Genomic DNA, 19089 nt, shown 5'->3' with positions numbered 1-19089 from the left:
AGTTTACAGATATAAAAGTTTGCACTTATTTTATTTGCAGGGCATGTTACAAAGTTATACCCGGGTAGTGCAAACCAGCCGGCACACAGGCCCGCGTGGCAGCGGGGCGTTCAAAAAGGCTCAAGTTCTACTGTTCTCATATAGTATAAGTTCCTACTTTTGCTAATCCGTTACATAAGCCAGATAAACGTGGAACAACAACTCACTACAGTAGAAACAGCCCAGAAGCTTGGCCTTCTGGAAGAGGAATTTGAACGCATCAAACAAATCTTAGGCCGTACGCCAAACTTCACTGAGCTCAGTATCTTCTCGGTAATGTGGTCGGAGCACTGCTCCTACAAAAACTCCATCGTGTGGCTTAAAACCCTGCCAAAGGACTCGCCACGCATGCTGGCAAAGGCCGGGGAAGAAAACGCCGGCCTGGTAGACATCGGCGATGGCTACGCCTGCAGCTTTAAGATCGAGTCTCACAACCACCCGTCCGCCATTGAGCCTTACCAGGGCGCAGCCACGGGTGTGGGAGGCATCAACCGCGACATCTTTACAATGGGGGCCCGCCCGATCGCGCAGCTGAACTCGCTTCGCTTCGGCAACCCGAGGTCGGAGAAAACGCAGCGCCTGCTACGAGGTGTCGTGAAAGGCATCGGCGACTACGGCAACGCGTTCGGCATCCCGACGGTGGGCGGCGAGCTCTTCTTTGACGAGTGCTACAACATCAACCCGCTTGTGAATGCCTTCTCGGCAGGTATCGTAAAAGTAGGCGAAACCGCCTCTGCCACCTCCTACGGTGTCGGCAACCCGGTGTTTATCGTGGGCTCGGCCACCGGCAAGGACGGCATCCACGGTGCTGCCTTCGCCTCGAAAGACATTACCGAAGACTCCGCCAAAGACCTGCCTTCTGTACAGGTAGGCGACCCATTCCAGGAGAAACTGCTGCTGGAGGCGACGCTGGAGATCATCCAGTCGGGCCACGTGATCGGCATGCAGGACATGGGGGCCGCCGGCATCACCTGCTCTACCTCCGAGATGAGCGCCAAGGGCGAGCACGGCATGGACATCTGGCTGGACAAAGTGCCTACGCGCCAGAAGAACATGCTGCCGTTCGAGATCCTGCTTTCCGAAAGCCAGGAGCGCATGCTCATCGTGATGAAGAAAGGCTATGAGCAAACTATAAAAGACATTTGCGACAAGTGGGACCTGTACTGCGAGCAGATCGGCGTGGTGACGGAGGGCGGCATGCTGCGCTACTACCAGGACGGTGAGCTTGTAGCCGAGGTTCCTGCCGACGACCTGGTGTTGGGCGGAGGCGCCCCGGTTTACCACCGCGAGTACCGGGAGCCGGCGTACTATGCCGAAGCGAAGAAGTTTAACATTGACCAGGTGCAGGAGCCGGAGGACTACCAGGCCGTGGCCGACTTCCTGACCACGCACCCAAACATCGCCTCCAAGCGTTGGGTGTACCGCCAGTACGACTCCATGGTAGGCACCGCCACCATGACCACGAACGCCCCGTCTGACGCTGCCATCGTGAAAGTGAAGGGCACCGACAAGTCGATCGCCGTGACCGTGGACTGCAACAGCCGCTACGTGTACTCCGACCCGGAGGAAGGAACGGCGATTGCCGTGGCAGAGGCTGCCCGTAATATCGTATGCTCCGGCGCCGAGCCTGTGGCTATCACCAACTGCCTGAACTTCGGCAACCCGTACGTGCCGGAGGTATACTGGCACTTTGTGGGCGCCATCAAAGGGATGGGCAAAGCCTGCGAAGCGTTCGGCACCCCGGTAACCGGCGGCAACGTGAGCTTCTACAACCAGTCATCAGACGAGGGCCCGGTGTTCCCGACCCCGACCATCGGCATGCTGGGCATCCTGGAGAACAAGGACAACAAGATGACGCTGGCTTTCCAGAACGCCGGCGACCTTATCTATATGATCGGCGACGCCAGAAACGACATCGCCTCTTCCGAGTACGTGTACTCCTACCACCAGATAAAGCTTACCCCTGCCCCATACTTTAACATGGACGAGGAGCTGAAGCTGCAGGCGAGCGTGAAGGAAGTGATCGGTCAGAAGCTGGTAAACTCGGTGCACGACGTGGCGGACGGCGGTTTATACATCGCGCTGCTGGAGTCTGCCATGCCGAAAGAGCTGGGCTTCGACATCGAGACAGATAAAAATTTCAGAAAAGACGCATTTTTATTTGGCGAGAGCCAGAGCCGCGTAGTTGTTTCTGTTGCGCCGGAAAAACAGGCCGCCTTTGAGGAAGCGCTTCAAAATAAGGGCATGAATTTCACAAAGTTAGGCACTGTTACAGGCCATGACTGCCACATCGACGGCGCTCTTTTCGGAGGCATCTCGGTAGCCAAAAAGCACTATGACACGGCGCTGGAGCAGATTTTAGACTAAAAATTTATAAAAAAATTTGAGCCGAATGTTTGCAGTTTAAATTCGTCTCTCTATCTTTGCATCACCAAACGACAACAGAACAACAGTTTCGAAGTCGATGCGGAGATTGTCCGATGGTGTAACTGGCAACACGTCTGATTTTGGTTCAGAAGAGTCCAGGTTCGAGCCCTGGTCGGACAACTTTAAAAAGAACAACACTCTAACGGGTGTTGTTCTTTTTTTTGCGCGTACAGCAGGCGTAACTGTTTAAAAATCAGAAATATTTAATGCCTACCATCAGGAATTTTGGTAGCTTTGCGGGCATAATCAACTAAACCCAACCAACCGTTTTTTTAGTTTTAGCACCGTTATGCCACACGTTAAAATCTTCTCTGGTTCAGAATCCCGTTACCTGGCTGAGAAAATAGCTGCCGCCTATGGCACTAAGCTCGGCGACCTTACTATCTCCCGCTTTAGCGACGGCGAGATAGGCGTACACTACAACGAGTCAGTTCGTGGCGCAGAGGTGTTTATCGTACTGTCTACCTTCCCTCCGGCTGATAACCTGATGGAGCTGATGCTGCTGGTGGATGCCGCCAAGCGTGCCTCTGCGCACAAGGTGATCGTGGTGATGCCATACTATGGCTATGCACGCCAGGACAGAAAAGACAAGCCGCGCGTTTCTATCGGCTCTAAAGTGGTAGCCAACGCCATCCAGTCGGTAGGCACCGACCGCCTGATGACCTGCGACCTGCACGCAGGCCAGATCCAGGGATTCTTCGACATCCCGGTGGACCATCTGGACGGCTCGGCTATCTTTGTGCCGTACCTGCGCAGCCTGAACCTGGGCTCAAATCTGATCTTCGCATCGCCTGACGTAGGGGGTGTGGTGAGAACAAGAGCCTTCGCAAAGAACTTTGGCGCCGAAATGGTTGTTTGCGACAAACACCGCAAACGCGCTAACGAGATCGCCTCTATGCAGGTAATCGGTGATGTGGAAGGAATGGACGTGGTGTTGGTGGATGACATGGTGGATACTGCCGGTACCATCACCAAGGCGGCGCAGCTGCTGAAAGAGAAGGGGGCGAAAACAGTTCGCGCTATCGCTACGCACCCGGTGCTGTCTGGCCCGGCGTATGAGCGCATCGAGAACTCTGTGCTGGAAGAGCTGGTGGTGTCCGACACTATCCCGCTGAAGCAGGAGAGTTCTAAAATCAAGGTACTGTCTTTTGCGGACCTTTTTGCCAGAGCGATTAACAACGTGGTAACGCACGAGTCGATCAGCTCTCTGTTTATTTAGTTAGGCTATACTTTTGTAGCAATATATTTTAACAAAACACTTTTATGCAAACGTTAGAGATTATAGGGTTTAAAAGAGCAAATCTCGGCAAGCAGCAGTCGAAAGAACTGCGTAATGAGTCTTATGTACCAGGCGTACTGTACGGCGGCGGTGAGCAAGTTCACTTCTACGCTCCAGCTATCCTGTTCCGTGACCTGATTTACACGCCGGTAGTACACGAGGTAGACCTGAACATCGAAGGCACACACTACAGAGCTGTGCTGCAGGACGCTCAGTTCCACCCGGTAAACGAAATGCTGCTGCACGTTGACTTCCTGGAGCTACAGGACGACAAAGCGGTGAAGATTGATGTACCTGTTAAGTTTGTTGGTAACTCTCCGGGCGTTATTGCCGGTGGTAAACTGGTAACCAAGCTGCGTACTATCAAAATCAAGGCGCTTCCTGCCAACCTGCCAGACTTCGTAGAGGTAAACATCTCCGAACTGGAACTTGGCAAGTCAATCAAGGTATCGAAGATCCAGCCAGAGAACTACGAGATCCTGACAAACCCAAGCGCTCCGATTGCTACAGTGACTATTCCGCGTGCCCTTAAGAGTGCACAGGCTGAAGAAGCTCGTGGCAAAAAGTAATTTGAGCCACAGCTCAGAATACAACCAAATCCTGTCCTGCCTCCAAGCGGGGCAGGATTTTTTGTTTCTTTACCGACACCAGTAGCAGGACGTAAGACACAAGGCGTTAAATTTGCGCTATACTTTGTCGCTGCTCCGCACAGCAGGCAGCCTTAAATCTAATGTCTGGCATCTAACGTCTAAAAAAGAATGCTACAAAGTATAAAACAGTGGCTGGGCCTGGCGCCCGAAGCCGCACCAGAAGAAGACACACGTATGAAATACCTGATTGTGGGCCTTGGCAACATCGGCCCCGAGTACGCTGACACCCGCCACAACATCGGCTTTATGGTGCTTGACTACCTGGCCCGGAAGTATGAGGGCAACTTTGACGTGAGCCGCCATGCCTTTGTGACGGAGATCAAGACCAAAGGCCGCACCTTTGTGCTCGTAAAGCCAACCACGTACATGAACCTGAGCGGCAAGGCCGTGGGCCACTACCTCAGCAGCCTGAAGCTGACGCCGGACCAGATGCTGGTGATCACCGATGATATCGCCATTCCTTTCGGAAAGCTGCGCATACGCGCCAAGGGCAGCGCCGGCGGCCACAACGGCCTAAAGCACATCGAACAGACCCTGGGGCACAACAACTACCCGCGCCTGCGCTTTGGCGTGGGCGACAACTTCCATAAAGGAAAGCAGGTCGACTATGTGCTGGATAAGTTCGGAGAGGAAGAGCAGCCGGAACTGCAGACGCTGATCGAGAAAGCCGCAGACGCCGTGATCGCCTTCGGCACCATCGGCCTGGAGCGCACCATGAACCAGTACAACACCAAGTAAGGCCGCAGCCCCTGCTTGTTAGTATACAGGCCCCTCCTGAGTAAATACGGGAGGGGCCTTACTTTTTTGTGAACGGCCTAACAAAACTGCCGCCGAAACAATACATTTGCCTTAGCGCCACCTGCTTACCACTACTATGAAAAAAGTGCTCCTGCTGTACCGCAATGCCTTCGGGGGCCTCTCCCGCCCTGCCTGGATGATGTCCTTAGTAATGCTGATCAACCGCAGCGGCGCCATGGTAACGCCCTTCCTGAGCGTGTACCTGACCGAGGTGCTGGGCTACACGTTAAGAGAGGCTGGCATCATCCTGAGCATGTACGGGCTCGGCTCCGTGTGCGGTGCCTACCTGGGCGGCTGGCTCACCGATAAGGTGGGGCACTTTAAGGTGCAGTTCCTGAGCCTGACGGTAGGCGGCAGTTTATACTTTATGCTGCTGCACCTGCAGGCGTTCGCCGCTCTGGCTGCAGGGGTCTTTATCCTCAGCCTTGTGAATGACACGCTGCGGCCGGCCAACTCCTCCTCAATCGCCTCTTACGCACGCCCTGAGAACGTGACGCGGGCATTCTCCCTGAACCGCATGGCGCTCAACCTGGGCTTTTCTATCGGCCCGGCGCTTGGGGGTTTGCTGGCAGCAGTATCCTACCAATGGCTGTTTATAGCCGACGGCACCACCTGCATCATGGCCGGGCTGTTCTTCTACATCTACTTCAAAAACAAACAGGGGAACAACACCCCCGAGAACACGGCACAGGCGTCTGCCGCTCCCGCTGTCAGGCTGCGCTCGCCCTACCGCGACGGCTACTTCCTACTGTTCGCTGTGTTCTGCTGCTGCTTTGCCATGATGTTCTTCCAGCTGCTTTCTACGCTGCCGCTCTACTACCGCCAGGTGTATACACTGCCTGAGAGCCGCATCGGAGGTTTACTCGCTCTAAATGGATTAATCGTTTTTCTGCTGGAAATGGTGGTGGTATACTTGCTGGGCGAAAAAGCCAAGAAATCCTGGCTTATCGTGATGGGCACCTTAGTGTTGGGCTTCTCCTTCGTACTGCTAAACCTGACGCAGCACCTAAGTATTTTGTATGCGGCAATGTTCCTGCTAAGTATAGCCGAGATTCTGGCCATGCCGTTTATGGCTACAATTACCGTTGAGCGATCCGGGCCTACCAACCGGGGCGCTTACATGGGCCTCTACACCATTTCTTACGCGGCGGCACACGTGGTGGCCCCTTACCTGGGCACCACCATTGCCAGCACCTACGGCTTTGCAACGCTGTGGTGGGCTACCGGGGCCCTGTCTCTGGTAACGGCTCTGGGGCTATACTTTGTCGTGCAGCACATAGAGGGGGAGCGTACAGCACGTGCAGCCGTGGCTGCTTCCGAGGCAAAAGGCATTGCGATAGGCTAACGCTACCGTGTACTTACAGTAGCTATAGCCACGGCAAAGCTTTAATAAGAGGATACGGCAAACAAAAACCCTCACCTGCATATCAGCAAGTGAGGGTTTATACTTTGAAACAGGTTATTCGCTTAACTTACCGTTCCACCGTTGGTGATCTGCTTGCTTGGCTGCACAAAAGCCAGGGAGCCGTCTGCGTTCTCCGCCATCAGGATCATGCCTTGGCTGGTGATGCCTTTGATATCGCGCGGGGCCAGGTTTACCAGTATGCTTACCTGCTGGCCCACGATGTCCTCCGGTTTAAAGAACTCCGCGATACCGCTTACCACAGTACGCTGGTCAATGCCGGTGTCCACCTTCAGCTTCAGGAGCTTTTTGGTTTTGGCTACTTTCTCAGCCTCAATAATGGTACCCACCCGTACATCCAGCTTGGTGAAGTCGTCGAAGGTAATGTTCTCCTTCGCCGGCTCGACCGTGGCGTTGGCAAGCTCGTTGGCTTTTTTCGTATCCAGTAGCTTTTGCACCTGGGCATCCACGGCAGTGTCCTCGATCTTCTCGAACAAGAGCTCTGGCTTGCCTATGATATGACCGGCCGGCAGCAGGTTCGCAGCACCGGCGTCTGCCCACATGGCCGGGTTCATGCTGAGCATGCCACGCAGCTTAGCGGCAGAGTCTGGCAGGAACGGCTCCATCAGGATGGCCAGGCTACCGGAAATCTGCAGGGCGATGTTCATGATCGTCTTCACGCGCTCGGCATCCGTCTTGATCAGCTTCCACGGCTCCGTGTCGGCCAGGTACTTGTTGCCCAAACGAGCCAGGTTCATCAGCTCGCCCAGTGCATCTCTAAAGCGGTAACGCTCGATATACGATGCGATCACCAGCGGCATCCCTTCCAGCACGCCCAGCACTTCCTTGTCGTACTCTGTCAGCTCGCCACGGGCAGGCACGGCGCCTTCGTAGTACTTCTGGGTGAGCACCACCGCGCGGTTAATGAAGTTGCCAAGTATAGCCAGCAGCTCGTTGTTATTGCGGGCCTGGTAGTCTTTCCAGGTAAAGTCGTTGTCTTTTGTTTCGGGGGCATTTGCCGCCAGCACATAGCGCAGCACATCGCCCTTGCCCGGGAAGTCCTGCAGGTACTCGTGCAGCCACACCGCCCAGTTGCGGGAGGTAGAGATCTTGTCGCCCTCCAGGTTCAGGAACTCGTTGGCAGGCACGTTGTCCGGCAGAATATAGTCGCCGTGTGCCTTGAGCATGCTCGGGAAGATGATACAGTGGAACACGATGTTATCCTTGCCGATGAAGTGCACCAGCTTGCTCTCCTCGTCTTTCCAGTACTTCTCCCAGTCGTCTGTGAGGGCTTTGGTTGCCGAGATGTAGCCGATTGGCGCATCGAACCACACATACAGCACTTTGCCCTCTGCCCCTTCCACCGGTACCGGCACGCCCCAGTCCAGGTCGCGGGTTACGGCGCGCGGCTGCAAGCCCTGGTCTATCCAGCTCTTGCACTGGCCGTACACGTTCGGCTTCCAGTCGCCTTTGTGGCCTTCCACGATCCACTCGCGCAGCCACGGCTCATACTCGTTCAGGGGCAGGTACCAGTGCTTTGTTTCGCGCATGACCGGCACAGCGCCGCTCAGCGTGCTTTTCGGGTTGATCAGGTCTGTGGCGTTCAGGGAGGTGCCGCAGGCTTCGCACTGGTCGCCGTAGGCATTCTCGTTGCCGCACTTGGGGCAGGTGCCTACAATGTAGCGGTCAGCCAGGAACTGCTGCGCCTTCTCGTCATAGTACTGCTGGGTGGTCTGCTCGATAAACTTGCCGTCCTCGTAGAGCTTCTTAAAAAAGTCTCCTGCAGTTTCGGCGTGTATTTCTGAGGAAGTGCGGTCGTAGATATCAAAGGAGATGTTAAAGTCTTTGAAGGAGTCCCTGATCAGCTCATGGTATTTGTCCACGACCTGCTGCGGCGTAATCCCCTCTTTTTTGGCGCGGATGGTGATCGGCACGCCATGCTCGTCCGATCCGCAGATGAACTTCACATCGCGGTTCTGCAGGCGCAGGTAACGCACATAAATATCAGCAGGCAAGTATACACCTGCCAGGTGGCCAATGTGCACCGGGCCATTGGCGTACGGCAAAGCAGCCGTTACAGTATATCTTTTCGGGTTATTCGTCATGTCGTCTCTTTAAAAAGCAAATATACAAATACCAGACGGAAAGAAGCGCCAAGTGCCGCCAATCCCGTAAAAGGAAGTATAGCTGCATACTCTTATTTTGCGTAAGATGATACAGGCTTTCGGCCACACACCCTAAAGCCGTGGCGATGGCGCTTATGTGCCGGTCGAGCGCCCACACTTAAAAACCGATTGACCATAAATCAAAAATCATCCTGACTTATGAAGAACAAAGATAACTTCAGAACCACCAAGCACGACGGGGATAACCTTGGCGAGCGCGACAGCATGGAGGAAGTAACGAAGAACCCAGCCCCGCGCAAAGCAGACCGTGAGTCGCAAAACACCCCGCCCGACCATGAAGTGTACGTAGACCTGGAGCCGGACGAGCTGCACCTGAGCGATGAGGAAAAGGCGGAGGACGTAGGCAAGAAGAGCAAAAAGCCGAAAAAATAACTCTTTAGCCCTACCACACGCGGGCCCCAGCTGTACACACAGCTGGGGCCCGCGCTTTTTTACTGGCCGGTTGGCAGTGGCCGCACCACAGGGTAGATAGGCCAGTAGATGTTATGCCGCGTCGAGTCGATCGGGGCCAGCGGCAGCGTGCGGGGGCGCAGTGTGTTTGGCGTCATGGCCGGGCTGTTGCTGTCGAACTGCTCAATGTTGCGCTTCCGGTTTATCTCACTCGCCTGCTGCCCCATGCGGTCGCGGAGGGTCTCGGCGGGGTTGTTGTAAAGCGTTACCCGTTCGTTTACCCTGGCCGGCGGCGGCAAAGCCTCCTGCCCCTCCGACAGCGAGGTGCAGGCGCCCGCTCCGAGTAGCGCTATTGCTCCAATATATATGTTGTATTTGGTCATGGTTCTGTATCGTTACTGTTATACTTTGCCCGGCCTTCCGGGCCTGTACTTATAGTATACGGATACAATCCGGAACGGCGGATGCCGGTGTGGTGCGCCTCCCCATAAAAAGAGAGGGTTAGAGGCACTGCACCCCTAACCCTCTCTTGCTGTTGGTTATCGCTGAAAGACTAGCCCCACACCTGGGTATGCCCCACCTGCGTCAGCAGCAGCCCGTCCGGCGCCGGGTTAACATAGCCTTCTTTTGTCAGGTGATGCTCTGCCTCCTTCTGCACATCCTTGTAGTGCGGATACCGCTCCTGCAGGAACGGGTAAAGCTGCTGGTAGTGCAGCACGCTTCCCTCGCGCACTTCAAACTGCTTAAAGGCTTCCATAATGCACTGGGCTGTGTTCTCTATGTTATCTGCTTCTGAATGTAGTTCTGCCATAGCTTTATTCTGTTTTGGTTTAAAGTTAAAGTACGGCGGATACTGGTTGTTCGTTGATGGCGGGCGCTTTTCGCTCTTCGGGCGGGCCTGATAAAGCCGCTGCAACTGCCCCGACGCTCAGATAACCAGCCACGCAAGGCGCGTAACGCGGCTAGGCCTCCGAAGGCAGCAGGTTGCGGATACCGTCCCACAGCTCGATGCGCTGGGCAATGCACTGCCGGGACACCTCCAGGGCCTCCTGCCACTTGTCATCGTCATCCCCGCAGAGCTCATCCACCATTTGCAGGGCAAGCGGCGTATGCACTTCCTCGTCCAGCTGCACGTGGCGGTCCAGGTAGTATATAAACGTCTCCAGCTTGCCGGGGAAGCGCTTGTTCAGGTCGGTGATCAGGTGGCGGAACATGTCCGGGATCAGGTCTTCGCGCCCAAAGGTAAAGGCTGCCGCCACGGCATGCGGGCTGCCCAGGTTGATGATGCGGAAGGTGTTGCGGACAAAGGCCTTCACCGAGGCATCGACCGGCAGCAGGTCCAGCGCGCTGTTCACTGTTTTGCCCTCTTGTATGCTTTGCAGCAGTTGCTCTATCTGGCTGGTGTCGGCGCCGGCCTCTGCCATGGCCCGCAGGTACAGCTCGAAATGGCTCACCGGCCTGCCTTCCTGGTCCACGTCTGTCTCCTCCTCCAGCACAATCTCGTTGATCAGGCGGCGGGTACTGGGGCTGGCGGTGGGCACCCAGGGCAGCGTGGTGCAGGTCAGGTCCCGCTGCAGGGCCTTCAGCAGGCTCATAAAGTCCCACACGGCAAACACGTGGTGCTCCATAAACACCCGCAGGTCTTCGAGCGTTTCCAGGCTCTGGTAAACGTTGTGCTGCAGCAGCTGCCGCCGGTGCCCCTGCAGGGCCTGCTGCAGCGCTTCTATTCTTTTGTTCATGATGGCGTTGAATGTACTTAAGCAAGTATAAAAAAGCATTTGCCAAGCCGGAAAAGCGGGCTTGGCAAATGCAAAGGTATAGCAGAGAATGCTACCGTAGGCTTCTTTATTTCTCCTCGAAGTCGAGGGCGGCGGAGTTAAGGCAGTAGCGCAGCCCGGTTGGCTCCGGCCCATCCGGGAAAACGTGGCCGATGTGGGAGCCGCAGCGGGCGCACTCCACCTCGGTCCGGACCATGCCCAGGGCCACGTCCTCTACCTCTTTCACCCTTTTCTCTTCGATGGGGGCGTAAAAGCTTGGCCACCCTGTGCCGGACTCAAACTTTGTGGCTGAGGTAAACATGGGGTTGTGGCAGGCGGCGCAGTAGTAGATGCCCTCCTTCTTGTTGCTGTTGTAGGCGTTGTTAAACGAGGGCTCGGTCCCCTCTTCGCGCATCACGTAGTACTCCTCCTTGCTGAGCAGCTGGCGCCACTCCTCCTCCGTGTGCACCACGGTGTCCTCCAGCGTTTCGCTGTTGAGGGCCTGCCTTACGTAGTCCGGCAGCGGCTCGTCTCCGGCAGTGGCAGTGGTGGCGGCAAAATCAGTGGATGTATCCTGTTGGGCGCATCCCACCAGGTGGAATGCGGCAATTATCAAAAAAAATTGTATCAGTTTCATACGTATACTTACGGGGCAAACTGCCATTCGGCTTCAGCCCTTTAAAATTTCCTAACCGCTTAGGAAACAAACTTTAACGGCAGAATGTTTGCCCCTTAACCTGCAGCAAACGCAGGCCAACAATAATTTAATACAACCATAACCTGTTTATTTCGAGCGAACTAGTGAAAGTCTGAAGCCTTTTTAGTAATTTCGCGGCTCGAAAAACCAATTCAATGCAAAATATTCGAAATATTGCGATCATCGCACACGTAGACCACGGCAAGACAACGCTCGTGGACAAGATCATCCATGCTTCAAAGCTTTTCGCGGAGCACCAGCAGTTCGACGACCTGATTCTGGACAACAACGACCTGGAGCGCGAGCGCGGCATCACGATCGTTTCTAAGAACGTGTCGGTTCGTTATAAAGACGTTAAGATCAACATCATTGACACGCCTGGTCACGCCGACTTCGGTGGTGAAGTGGAGCGTGTACTGAAAATGGCGGATGGTGTTCTGCTGCTGGTAGACGCCTTTGAAGGCGCCATGCCACAGACGCGTTTCGTATTAGGTAAAGCTATCCAGTTAGGCCTTAAGCCGATTGTGGTAGTAAACAAAGTAGATAAAGAGAACTGCCGCCCGGACGAGGTGCACGAGCAGGTGTTCGACCTGATGTTTAACCTGGACGCGACGGAAGACCAGCTGGACTTCACTACGCTGTACGGTTCTTCTAAGCAGGGCTGGATGAGCACCGACTGGACACAGCCGACCGATAACATCACGCCTTTGCTGGATGCGATCATCGACGTGATCCCGGCCGCCCCTACCAACGATGGTTCTCCACAGATGCAGATCACTTCGCTTGACTACTCTTCTTTCGTGGGTCGTATCGCCATTGGCCGCGTTCACCGTGGAACACTGAAAGAGGGTATGCCTATTAGCTTGTGCAAAGCCGACGGCACGATCAAGAAAGGCAAAATTGCCGAGCTGCAGGTTTTCGAAGGCCTTGGCAAGAAAACAGTGAAAGAGGTTTCGGCAGGTGAGATTTGTGCCGTAACCGGTATCGAAGGCTTTGATATTGGCGACACCATCGCCGATGCCGAGAACCCGGAGCCACTGGCGCGTATCTCTATCGACGAGCCAACCATGAACATGCTGTTCACGATCAACAACTCTCCTTTCTTCGGTAAAGAGGGCAAGTTCGTGACATCCCGCCACCTGCGCGACCGCCTGTTCAAGGAAACAGAGAAAAACCTGGCCCTGCGCGTACAGGAAACTGACCGTGAAGATACCTTCCTGGTATTCGGCCGCGGTATCCTGCACTTGTCTGTACTGATCGAAACCATGCGCCGCGAGGGGTATGAGCTGCAGGTTGGTCAGCCGCAGGTAATCTATAAAGAAATTGACGGTGTGCGCCACGAGCCGATCGAGCACATGGTGGTAGACGTTCCGGAAGAGACTGCCGGTAAGGTAATCGAGCTGGTAACGCAGCGTAAGGGCGAGCTGACGATCATGGAGCCGAAAGGCGACCTGCAGCACCTGGAGTTCAACATTCCGGCGCGTGGCCTGATTGGCCTGCGTAACAACGTGCTGACTGCTACTGCCGGTGAGGCCATCATGAACCACCGCTTCCTGGCGTACGAGCCGCACAAAGGCAACATCCCTAGCCGTAACAACGGTTCTATCATTTCGATGGAGACGGGTGCCGGTACAGCTTACTCTATCGATAAGCTGCAGGACAGAGGGGTATTCTTCGTTGATCCGGGTGTAGAGGTATACATGGGTCAGGTAATCGGAGAGCACAGCCGCCAGAACGATATCACGGTGAACATTCAGAAAGGCAAGAAGCTGACGAACATGCGTGCTTCCGGCTCTGATAACAACGTGAAGATCGCACCGGCCAAGAAGTTCTCTCTGGAAGAAGCCATGGAGTACATCCAGAAGGATGAGCTGCTGGAGGTAACGCCTAAGAGCATCCGCATGCGTAAAATCTACCTCGACGAGAACGAGCGTAACCGCATGTCAAGAGCTGACAACGCGTAAGCTTCGCGAAGTATAAATTTCCAAAGCCCCATGCAGCTACGGCTGCATGGGGCTTTTTTTGTTGCCCATCATATCCCGGAGCTTTCTTGCCCTTAACATGTGCGATATTTTAGTATCTTAAGCCAAGGAAAAGACCTGCTAACACACGTGTTTCTCATTTAATCTGTGAGAAAAGGGCAGTGAAGGCTGGCAACACCTTTAGTGCTGCTGAACGTCATCGCGATACATGTACCAACCATCCTTATGGATAAGCAAATGAATAGACTTATCAAACCATTAGTTGGGGGCATGATGGCTGTTATATTGTTAACATCATGTAATAAAAAAACCACCCCAGAGGACCCTCTAAGCACGAGCGATAGTTTTAGAGCCAGTTTGACGGAGGTGCAAATAGGAGGAAGTGGCTACTATATTGCCTTACCACCAAACTATTCAATAACAGAAAAAGAAGGGCCTGATTTCTCTGTATATTATTTCACACCGACTGACACAACTGGTGTACCAGCGTATTCTGCAGGGTTGTACTTTGGGAATTACCCGAGCAAGTTCGGCCCGGACAGCTGCAAAACCGACGTGTTGACTGGCAAGGTGCTTCATAGCACCAGCAACTGGACCACCTACGCCTGTGATGGGAAATACTTTACTGAAACAATTGCTGAAAGTAAAAGCGGCGCCGGCTGGAATAGAATGATTCACGCCTTTGGAGGCGGAACAAACGCAAGTGCGCTAGATAAGACAATGGTAATTTTTTCTACTTTAAGAAAAAGGTAAAAGTACCAGTACTCAAACGCACTGCTATCAGCCCCGCGCCCCACAGCAAGGCGCTAGCGGTTATTGCAGGAACAACTTTACCACATAGCATCTGACTGAACATGAAAAAAGTAATCTTAGACTTAGCTGTAACTTTAGATGGGTTCATAGAGGGGCCAAACGGAGAAATAGATTGGTGTATTATGGATGATGACATGGACTTTGACGGCTTCCTGTCGACCATCGACACCATTTTTTATGGCCGGGTAAGCTATGACGCCTGGGGAAACTTTCAGCCGGACGAGGGTGCAAGCGAGGCCGAGCTTAAACTATGGCAAGCGGTTCACGCAAAGAAGAAGTACGTGTTCTCACGCCAGCCTGTAGAGGATGGCAGAGCAACCTTTTTACATTCGGACATAGCTAACAGCGTAGCGGCTATAAAGAAAGAAGGCGGCAAGGACATTTGGCTTTACGGCGGGGCAGGCCTGATCAAAACGTTTATCCAGCTTGGGCTTGTAGACCTATACCGTATTTCAGTTCACCCAACAGCCTTGGGAAGTGGAAAGCCGTTGTTTGAGGACTTAAAGGACCGGGTGAACCTACACTTGGTTCAAGCAAATACATTCAAATCGGGGGTTGTACAGTTAATCTATCAACCCAGAAAATAAACCACAAACAGGCAGCAGGGTTTGTAGCTCTGCTGGAGCAACGCAGGCAGGTGAGAGGTAGATAACCGAGCATCGCCCCTGGGGGCTTCCAACGGCAGGTGGAGGTACTACCAAGAATGGAACAATGCGACTTTCCTACATTGGCAGGTGGATTACGACGAGTTAGTAAAGCTCGTCCCCGACGACTTGGAAATAGACCTGTTCAAAGGCAAGCCCTGGGTGTCGCTGGTGGCATTTACGATGGAAAAAATAAGGTCGCGAAACCTGCCGTATTTCTCTCCTGTATCCAACTTTGACGAAATCAACATTCGTACCTATGTGAAGTACAACAACAAAGCAGGCGTTTACTTCCGGAGCATTGAAGGTGGAGCAAAAATATCCTGCCAGGTTGCCAAAAGCCTGTCAGAACTCCCTACCGACACTCAAGGATAAAGAGGGAAGAAATACCCAGTACACCAGGTTTGGTAGACTGTTGAACAACACCCCGCACCTGAGCCATTTTTCGACGGGAGTTGAGGTCTTAACCTGGGGCAAAAAGAAGTACAAAAAGCCGGCTACAGCAAAACCTGCAGCACATTAAAAGCGCCATCACCCAACCATTCCCTCAACACGTTTCACCTCATAAAACAAAACCCGAGAGAAGCTGTTTTCTTACTTCCTTACTGCGCCTTTTTGCGGCTGATGCACAAGAACAGTAATTTACCAGCGCATGTAAGCACGCGTCTGTAGACTGTCCTTGGCCTGGAGGGTGTAACATCCCTGGCCGCAACAGGTAAAGACATGGTACCAACAAACCTAACGTATAAGACATGGAAAAAAGAAAGCTAGGCAACACCGACCTCTACACCGCACCAATTGTAATGGGTGGCAACGTATTTGGCTGGACCCTGAACGAGAAAGAATCCTTTGCTATTCTGGATGAAGTATACAGCAACGGGATCAACACCCTTGACACGGCCGATGTATACTCCCGCTGGGCAGAAGGAAACGAAGGCGGCGAGTCTGAAACCATCATTGGCAAGTGGATGAAGGAGCGCGGCAACCGCGACAGCATCAACATCATCACCAAAGTAGGCTCAGATATGGGCCAGGGGCAAAAAGATATCTCCGAAAAGCACATCCTAAAAGCTGCCGATGACTCCCTGAGAAGGCTGCAAACCGACCACATCGATTTATACTTGACTCACTGGGATGACGACAAAACGCCGGTAGAGGAAACCCTCGGCGCTTACCAGAAGCTCATAGAAGCAGGAAAAGTAAGGTACATCGGGGCCTCCAATCTTTCGCCCGAGCGCTTAAAAGCCTCCCTGGATGCCAGCAAAAACCAAGGCTTGCCCCGCTACGAGGTGTTTCAGCCGGAGTACAACCTCTACGACCGGGAGGGCTACGAAAAGGGAGTTGCCTCTATCTGCCGGGAAGAGGGCCTGGGTGTAATCACGTACTTCTCGCTGGCCAGCGGCTTCCTGAGCGGCAAGTACCGCAGCGAGGAAGACCTGGACAAAAGCACCCGCGGAGGCGGCATTAAAAAGTACCTGGATGCACGCGGCAAGCGCATACTGGCAGCCCTCGACGACCTATCCGCCAAACATAACGTTTCGCAGGCCAGTATTGCCCTGGCCTGGCTTATAAACAGCCCGCTCGTGACCGCCCCCATCGCCAGTGGCACCAAGCAAAAGCATATTCAGGCGTTTACCGAGGCCATGCAAACATCGCTGAGCCAGGAGGACCTGAAGCAGTTGGAGGAAGCCTCGGCAGTATAAGCGGGAAGCCAAGGTTCCACCAACCGTACCGTATCAGCAAAAGGAGGCCTGCTGCAGTCATGTGGCAGGCTTTTTTGCTGTGGGTTGCCCTGTTTCGCCTGCTTAAAGGTATATTTGTCTGTACGTTAGCCCATCAGACAAGTATAAGCAAGCCCATGAGTGCTGTAACCCGAAAAGCTTTTAAGCGCGTGCTGTTCCCGCAGCTGCGGCTTTCCCCTATTTCTGCCGGGCAGAAAGTAGAGGCTTTGGATGGCATCAGGGGGCTGGCTATTCTGGCCGTGCTTTGTTACCATTGCACCAGCTTCTTCCCCCTGGGCTGGGTCGGGGTGGACCTCTTCTTTGTGCTCTCGGGTTTCCTGCTCACCAATATTCTGCTGCAACGCAGGCAGGAGAGCGGGTACTTCCGTTCTTTTTACGCCAAGCGCGCGCTCCGCATACTTCCGCTGTACGCGCTTATACTTTGGGCCGCCTGCATTTTTAGTGTGATCTATGCTACGGAGCTCCCGCACATCAGCTACTTCTTCTTTCTCCAGAACGTGAGCACGGCCTTAGCTAACGCTTTCCCGGGCAACACGCACCACCTGAACCACCTGTGGTCTATCGCGGTTGAGGAGCAGTTTTACCTGATACTGCCTCTTGCGGTATACTTTCTGGCCGCCCGGAACTACCTGCTCTTTCTATTCGCCTTACTGGTTACGGCGCTTTTAAGCCGCTCGCTTCTTTTCTGGGAGGGGAACCTGGGCTATTACGTTTTGCTAACTTCCAGAATGGATGCCCTGGCTTTCGGCAGTCTGGCTGCGCTGCTTCTTCAGCATCACCGGGAGGTACTGAACCGATGGACGCTTCCCCTGCTCTACGCCTCGGCGGGTATCCTGCTGGTTGCAGTGCTAACGGAAGGCCCCGGCTACGACAACCCGTACCTGGCCACGGCTGGCTATACGCTCTTTGCGCTGCTGTTTAGCTGCTTGCTGACCGTGTCGCTTTCTACCCACCCCCGGAATGCCGTACGGCAGCTGTTCCGCACCAGAACCCTGCGGGCTCTGGGCAAGTATTCCTTTGGCCTGTACATCTATCACTGGCCGCTGTTCAGGCTGTTTACAGACCCGCTTAAGCACCACCTAAAAGGGTATATTCCGGGGCAGTACCTGAGCCTAAGCGTGGCGCTGCTGCTTGCGGCCACCACTGCCATAGTTACCTTGCTCAGCTATCATCTGGTAGAGGTGCGTTTCCTGCGGCTGAAGAAAAAGGTCGCCCGGAAAGCAAGCGGTTCAGCTGATTTAGAGCCTACAGGCAGTATTAAGGTATAAACCAGTTGAGCTACACTACAGAAATGGCTAAATTGCAACAAAATAAGAGTTATGAGCAAAGCTAATTGGAAAACCGTAAAGGAATACGAGGATATAACCTATAAGAAAGCGGATGGCGTGGCCCGTATCGCTTTTAACCGACCAAACGTACGCAACGCGTTTCGCCCGAAAACGGTGGCGGAACTGTTTGAGGCATTTCTGGATGCCCGCGAAGACACTTCTATTGGCGTAGTGCTGCTTTCTGCCGAGGGCCCGTCTACCAAAGACGGCGTGTACTCGTTCTGCAGTGGCGGCGACCAGAATGCACGCGGCCACCAGGGCTACGTGGACGAGGCGGGTATGCCGCGCCTGAACATCCTGGAGGTGCAGCGCCTGATGCGCTTTATGCCGAAAGTGGTGATAGCCGTAGTACCGGGCTGGTGCGTAGGCGGCGGCCACAGCTTACACGTAGTTTGCGACCTGACGCTGGCCAGCAAGGAGCACGCCATCTTCAAGCAAACCGATGCCGATGTAACGAGCTTCGACGGCGGCTACGGATCTGCTTACCTAGCAAAGATGGTGGGCCAGAAACGTGCCCGCGAAATCTTCTTCCTGGGCCGCAACTACTCCGCACAGGAGGCTTACGACATGGGCATGGTGAACGCCGTTGTGCCGCACGACGAGCTGGAGGATACAGCCTACGAGTGGGCGCAGGAGATTCTGCAGAAGTCGCCTACTTCTATTAAAATGCTGAAGTTTGCCTTTAACGCCACAGACGATGGCATGGTAGGGCAGCAGGTGTTTGCCGGTGAGGCCACCCGCCTTGCCTACATGACCGAAGAGGCCAAAGAAGGCAGAAATGCATTCCTGGAGAAGCGTAAGCCGAACTTTAAAGACATCCCCTGGATTCCGTAAGGAAGATAAAAGCAGCCTAACCGTACTGCTGACACACAAGCAGCCTATGAGCTGCACAGAACCGATTTTAAACCAGAAGGGCCAGCTACAGTAGCTGGCCCTTCTGGTTTTCTATTTCAGC

Annotated in this window: 18 protein-coding genes and 1 tRNA gene; 14 read left to right on the top strand and 5 right to left on the bottom strand. The window is 54.0% G+C overall.

All coding sequences use genetic code 11. The features are described 5' to 3' along the window. Positions 1-183: 183 nt before the first annotated feature. The 6 genes from purL to CA264_RS00570 all read left to right on the top strand — a co-directional run bounded on the left by purL (position 184) and on the right by CA264_RS00570 (position 6538). Positions 184-2406: a phosphoribosylformylglycinamidine synthase subunit PurL gene (gene purL, locus CA264_RS00595; protein ID WP_036778019.1), complete on the top strand. Its 2223-nt coding sequence runs from the start codon at positions 184-186 to the stop codon at positions 2404-2406. A 107-nt stretch (positions 2407-2513) separates the two neighbouring features. Then, positions 2514-2586: transfer RNA gene (locus tag CA264_RS00590), tRNA-Gln, on the top strand. A gap of 169 nt (positions 2587-2755) precedes the next feature. Then, positions 2756-3685, top strand: a complete 930-nt coding sequence (locus tag CA264_RS00585) for a ribose-phosphate pyrophosphokinase (RefSeq protein ID WP_025609466.1) — start codon at positions 2756-2758, stop codon at positions 3683-3685. A 44-nt stretch (positions 3686-3729) separates the two neighbouring features. Beyond that, on the top strand, positions 3730-4314 hold the full coding sequence (locus tag CA264_RS00580; protein ID WP_025609465.1) for a 50S ribosomal protein L25/general stress protein Ctc: 585 nt from the start codon (positions 3730-3732) through the stop codon (positions 4312-4314). Positions 4315-4569: 255 nt separating this feature from the next. After that, on the top strand, positions 4570-5133 hold the full coding sequence (gene pth / locus CA264_RS00575) for an aminoacyl-tRNA hydrolase (RefSeq protein WP_025609464.1): 564 nt from the start codon (positions 4570-4572) through the stop codon (positions 5131-5133). Positions 5134-5269: 136 nt separating this feature from the next. Further along, positions 5270-6538: an MFS transporter gene (locus CA264_RS00570; protein ID WP_025609463.1), complete on the top strand. Its 1269-nt coding sequence runs from the start codon at positions 5270-5272 to the stop codon at positions 6536-6538. A 122-nt stretch (positions 6539-6660) separates the two neighbouring features. On the opposite strand, the gene metG is transcribed toward CA264_RS00570, so the two are convergent. Beyond that, entirely contained in the window at positions 6661-8700 is a 2040-nt protein-coding gene (metG, locus tag CA264_RS00565) for a methionine--tRNA ligase (protein WP_025609462.1), read from the bottom strand. A 219-nt stretch (positions 8701-8919) separates the two neighbouring features. On the opposite strand from metG, the gene CA264_RS00560 reads away from it, so the two are divergent. After that, the gene (locus CA264_RS00560; protein ID WP_025609461.1) at positions 8920-9153 is read left to right on the top strand and encodes a hypothetical protein; all 234 of its coding nucleotides are present in this window, start codon (positions 8920-8922) and stop codon (positions 9151-9153) included. A gap of 59 nt (positions 9154-9212) precedes the next feature. On the opposite strand, the gene CA264_RS00555 is transcribed toward CA264_RS00560, so the two are convergent. The 4 genes from CA264_RS00555 to msrB form a co-directional block, all read right to left on the bottom strand. Further along, entirely contained in the window at positions 9213-9554 is a 342-nt protein-coding gene (locus tag CA264_RS00555; RefSeq protein ID WP_025609460.1) for a hypothetical protein, read from the bottom strand. A 170-nt stretch (positions 9555-9724) separates the two neighbouring features. Then, positions 9725-9982, bottom strand: a complete 258-nt coding sequence (locus CA264_RS00550; protein ID WP_237151155.1) for a hypothetical protein — start codon at positions 9980-9982, stop codon at positions 9725-9727. A 151-nt stretch (positions 9983-10133) separates the two neighbouring features. Beyond that, positions 10134-10910, bottom strand: a complete 777-nt coding sequence (locus tag CA264_RS00545) for a DUF3050 domain-containing protein (protein ID WP_025609458.1) — start codon at positions 10908-10910, stop codon at positions 10134-10136. A 106-nt stretch (positions 10911-11016) separates the two neighbouring features. Then, complete coding sequence (gene msrB, locus CA264_RS00540; protein WP_084196316.1) at positions 11017-11565, bottom strand: peptide-methionine (R)-S-oxide reductase MsrB; 549 nt, start codon at positions 11563-11565, stop codon at positions 11017-11019. Positions 11566-11780: 215 nt separating this feature from the next. Here msrB and typA point away from each other — a divergent pair, with 215 nt between their 5' ends. From typA to CA264_RS00505, 7 genes are all read left to right on the top strand, one after another. Continuing rightward, positions 11781-13589, top strand: coding sequence for a translational GTPase TypA (typA, locus tag CA264_RS00535; RefSeq protein ID WP_025609456.1), 1809 nt, complete (start codon positions 11781-11783; stop codon positions 13587-13589). 255 nt (positions 13590-13844) lie between these two features. After that, positions 13845-14360: a hypothetical protein gene (locus CA264_RS00530; protein ID WP_211332058.1), complete on the top strand. Its 516-nt coding sequence runs from the start codon at positions 13845-13847 to the stop codon at positions 14358-14360. A gap of 101 nt (positions 14361-14461) precedes the next feature. Further along, complete coding sequence (locus tag CA264_RS00525) at positions 14462-15007, top strand: dihydrofolate reductase family protein (protein WP_025609454.1); 546 nt, start codon at positions 14462-14464, stop codon at positions 15005-15007. A 147-nt stretch (positions 15008-15154) separates the two neighbouring features. Further along, positions 15155-15439: a DUF2071 domain-containing protein gene (locus CA264_RS00520; protein WP_237151154.1), complete on the top strand. Its 285-nt coding sequence runs from the start codon at positions 15155-15157 to the stop codon at positions 15437-15439. 377 nt (positions 15440-15816) lie between these two features. After that, complete coding sequence (locus CA264_RS00515; RefSeq protein WP_025609452.1) at positions 15817-16767, top strand: aldo/keto reductase; 951 nt, start codon at positions 15817-15819, stop codon at positions 16765-16767. Between the two features lie 155 nt (positions 16768-16922). After that, on the top strand, positions 16923-18074 hold the full coding sequence (locus tag CA264_RS00510; protein WP_025609451.1) for an acyltransferase family protein: 1152 nt from the start codon (positions 16923-16925) through the stop codon (positions 18072-18074). Positions 18075-18125: 51 nt separating this feature from the next. Further along, positions 18126-18968 (top strand): 1,4-dihydroxy-2-naphthoyl-CoA synthase, encoded by an 843-nt coding sequence (locus tag CA264_RS00505; protein ID WP_025609450.1) that lies wholly within the window; start codon positions 18126-18128, stop codon positions 18966-18968. Positions 18969-19089: the final 121 nt, after the last annotated feature.

Source organism: Pontibacter actiniarum, assembly GCF_003585765.1.
Lineage (GTDB): Bacteria > Bacteroidota > Bacteroidia > Cytophagales > Hymenobacteraceae > Pontibacter > Pontibacter actiniarum.
The sequence above is the reverse complement of the archived record's forward strand: the minus strand, read 5'-3'. Positions and strand labels throughout refer to the sequence as shown.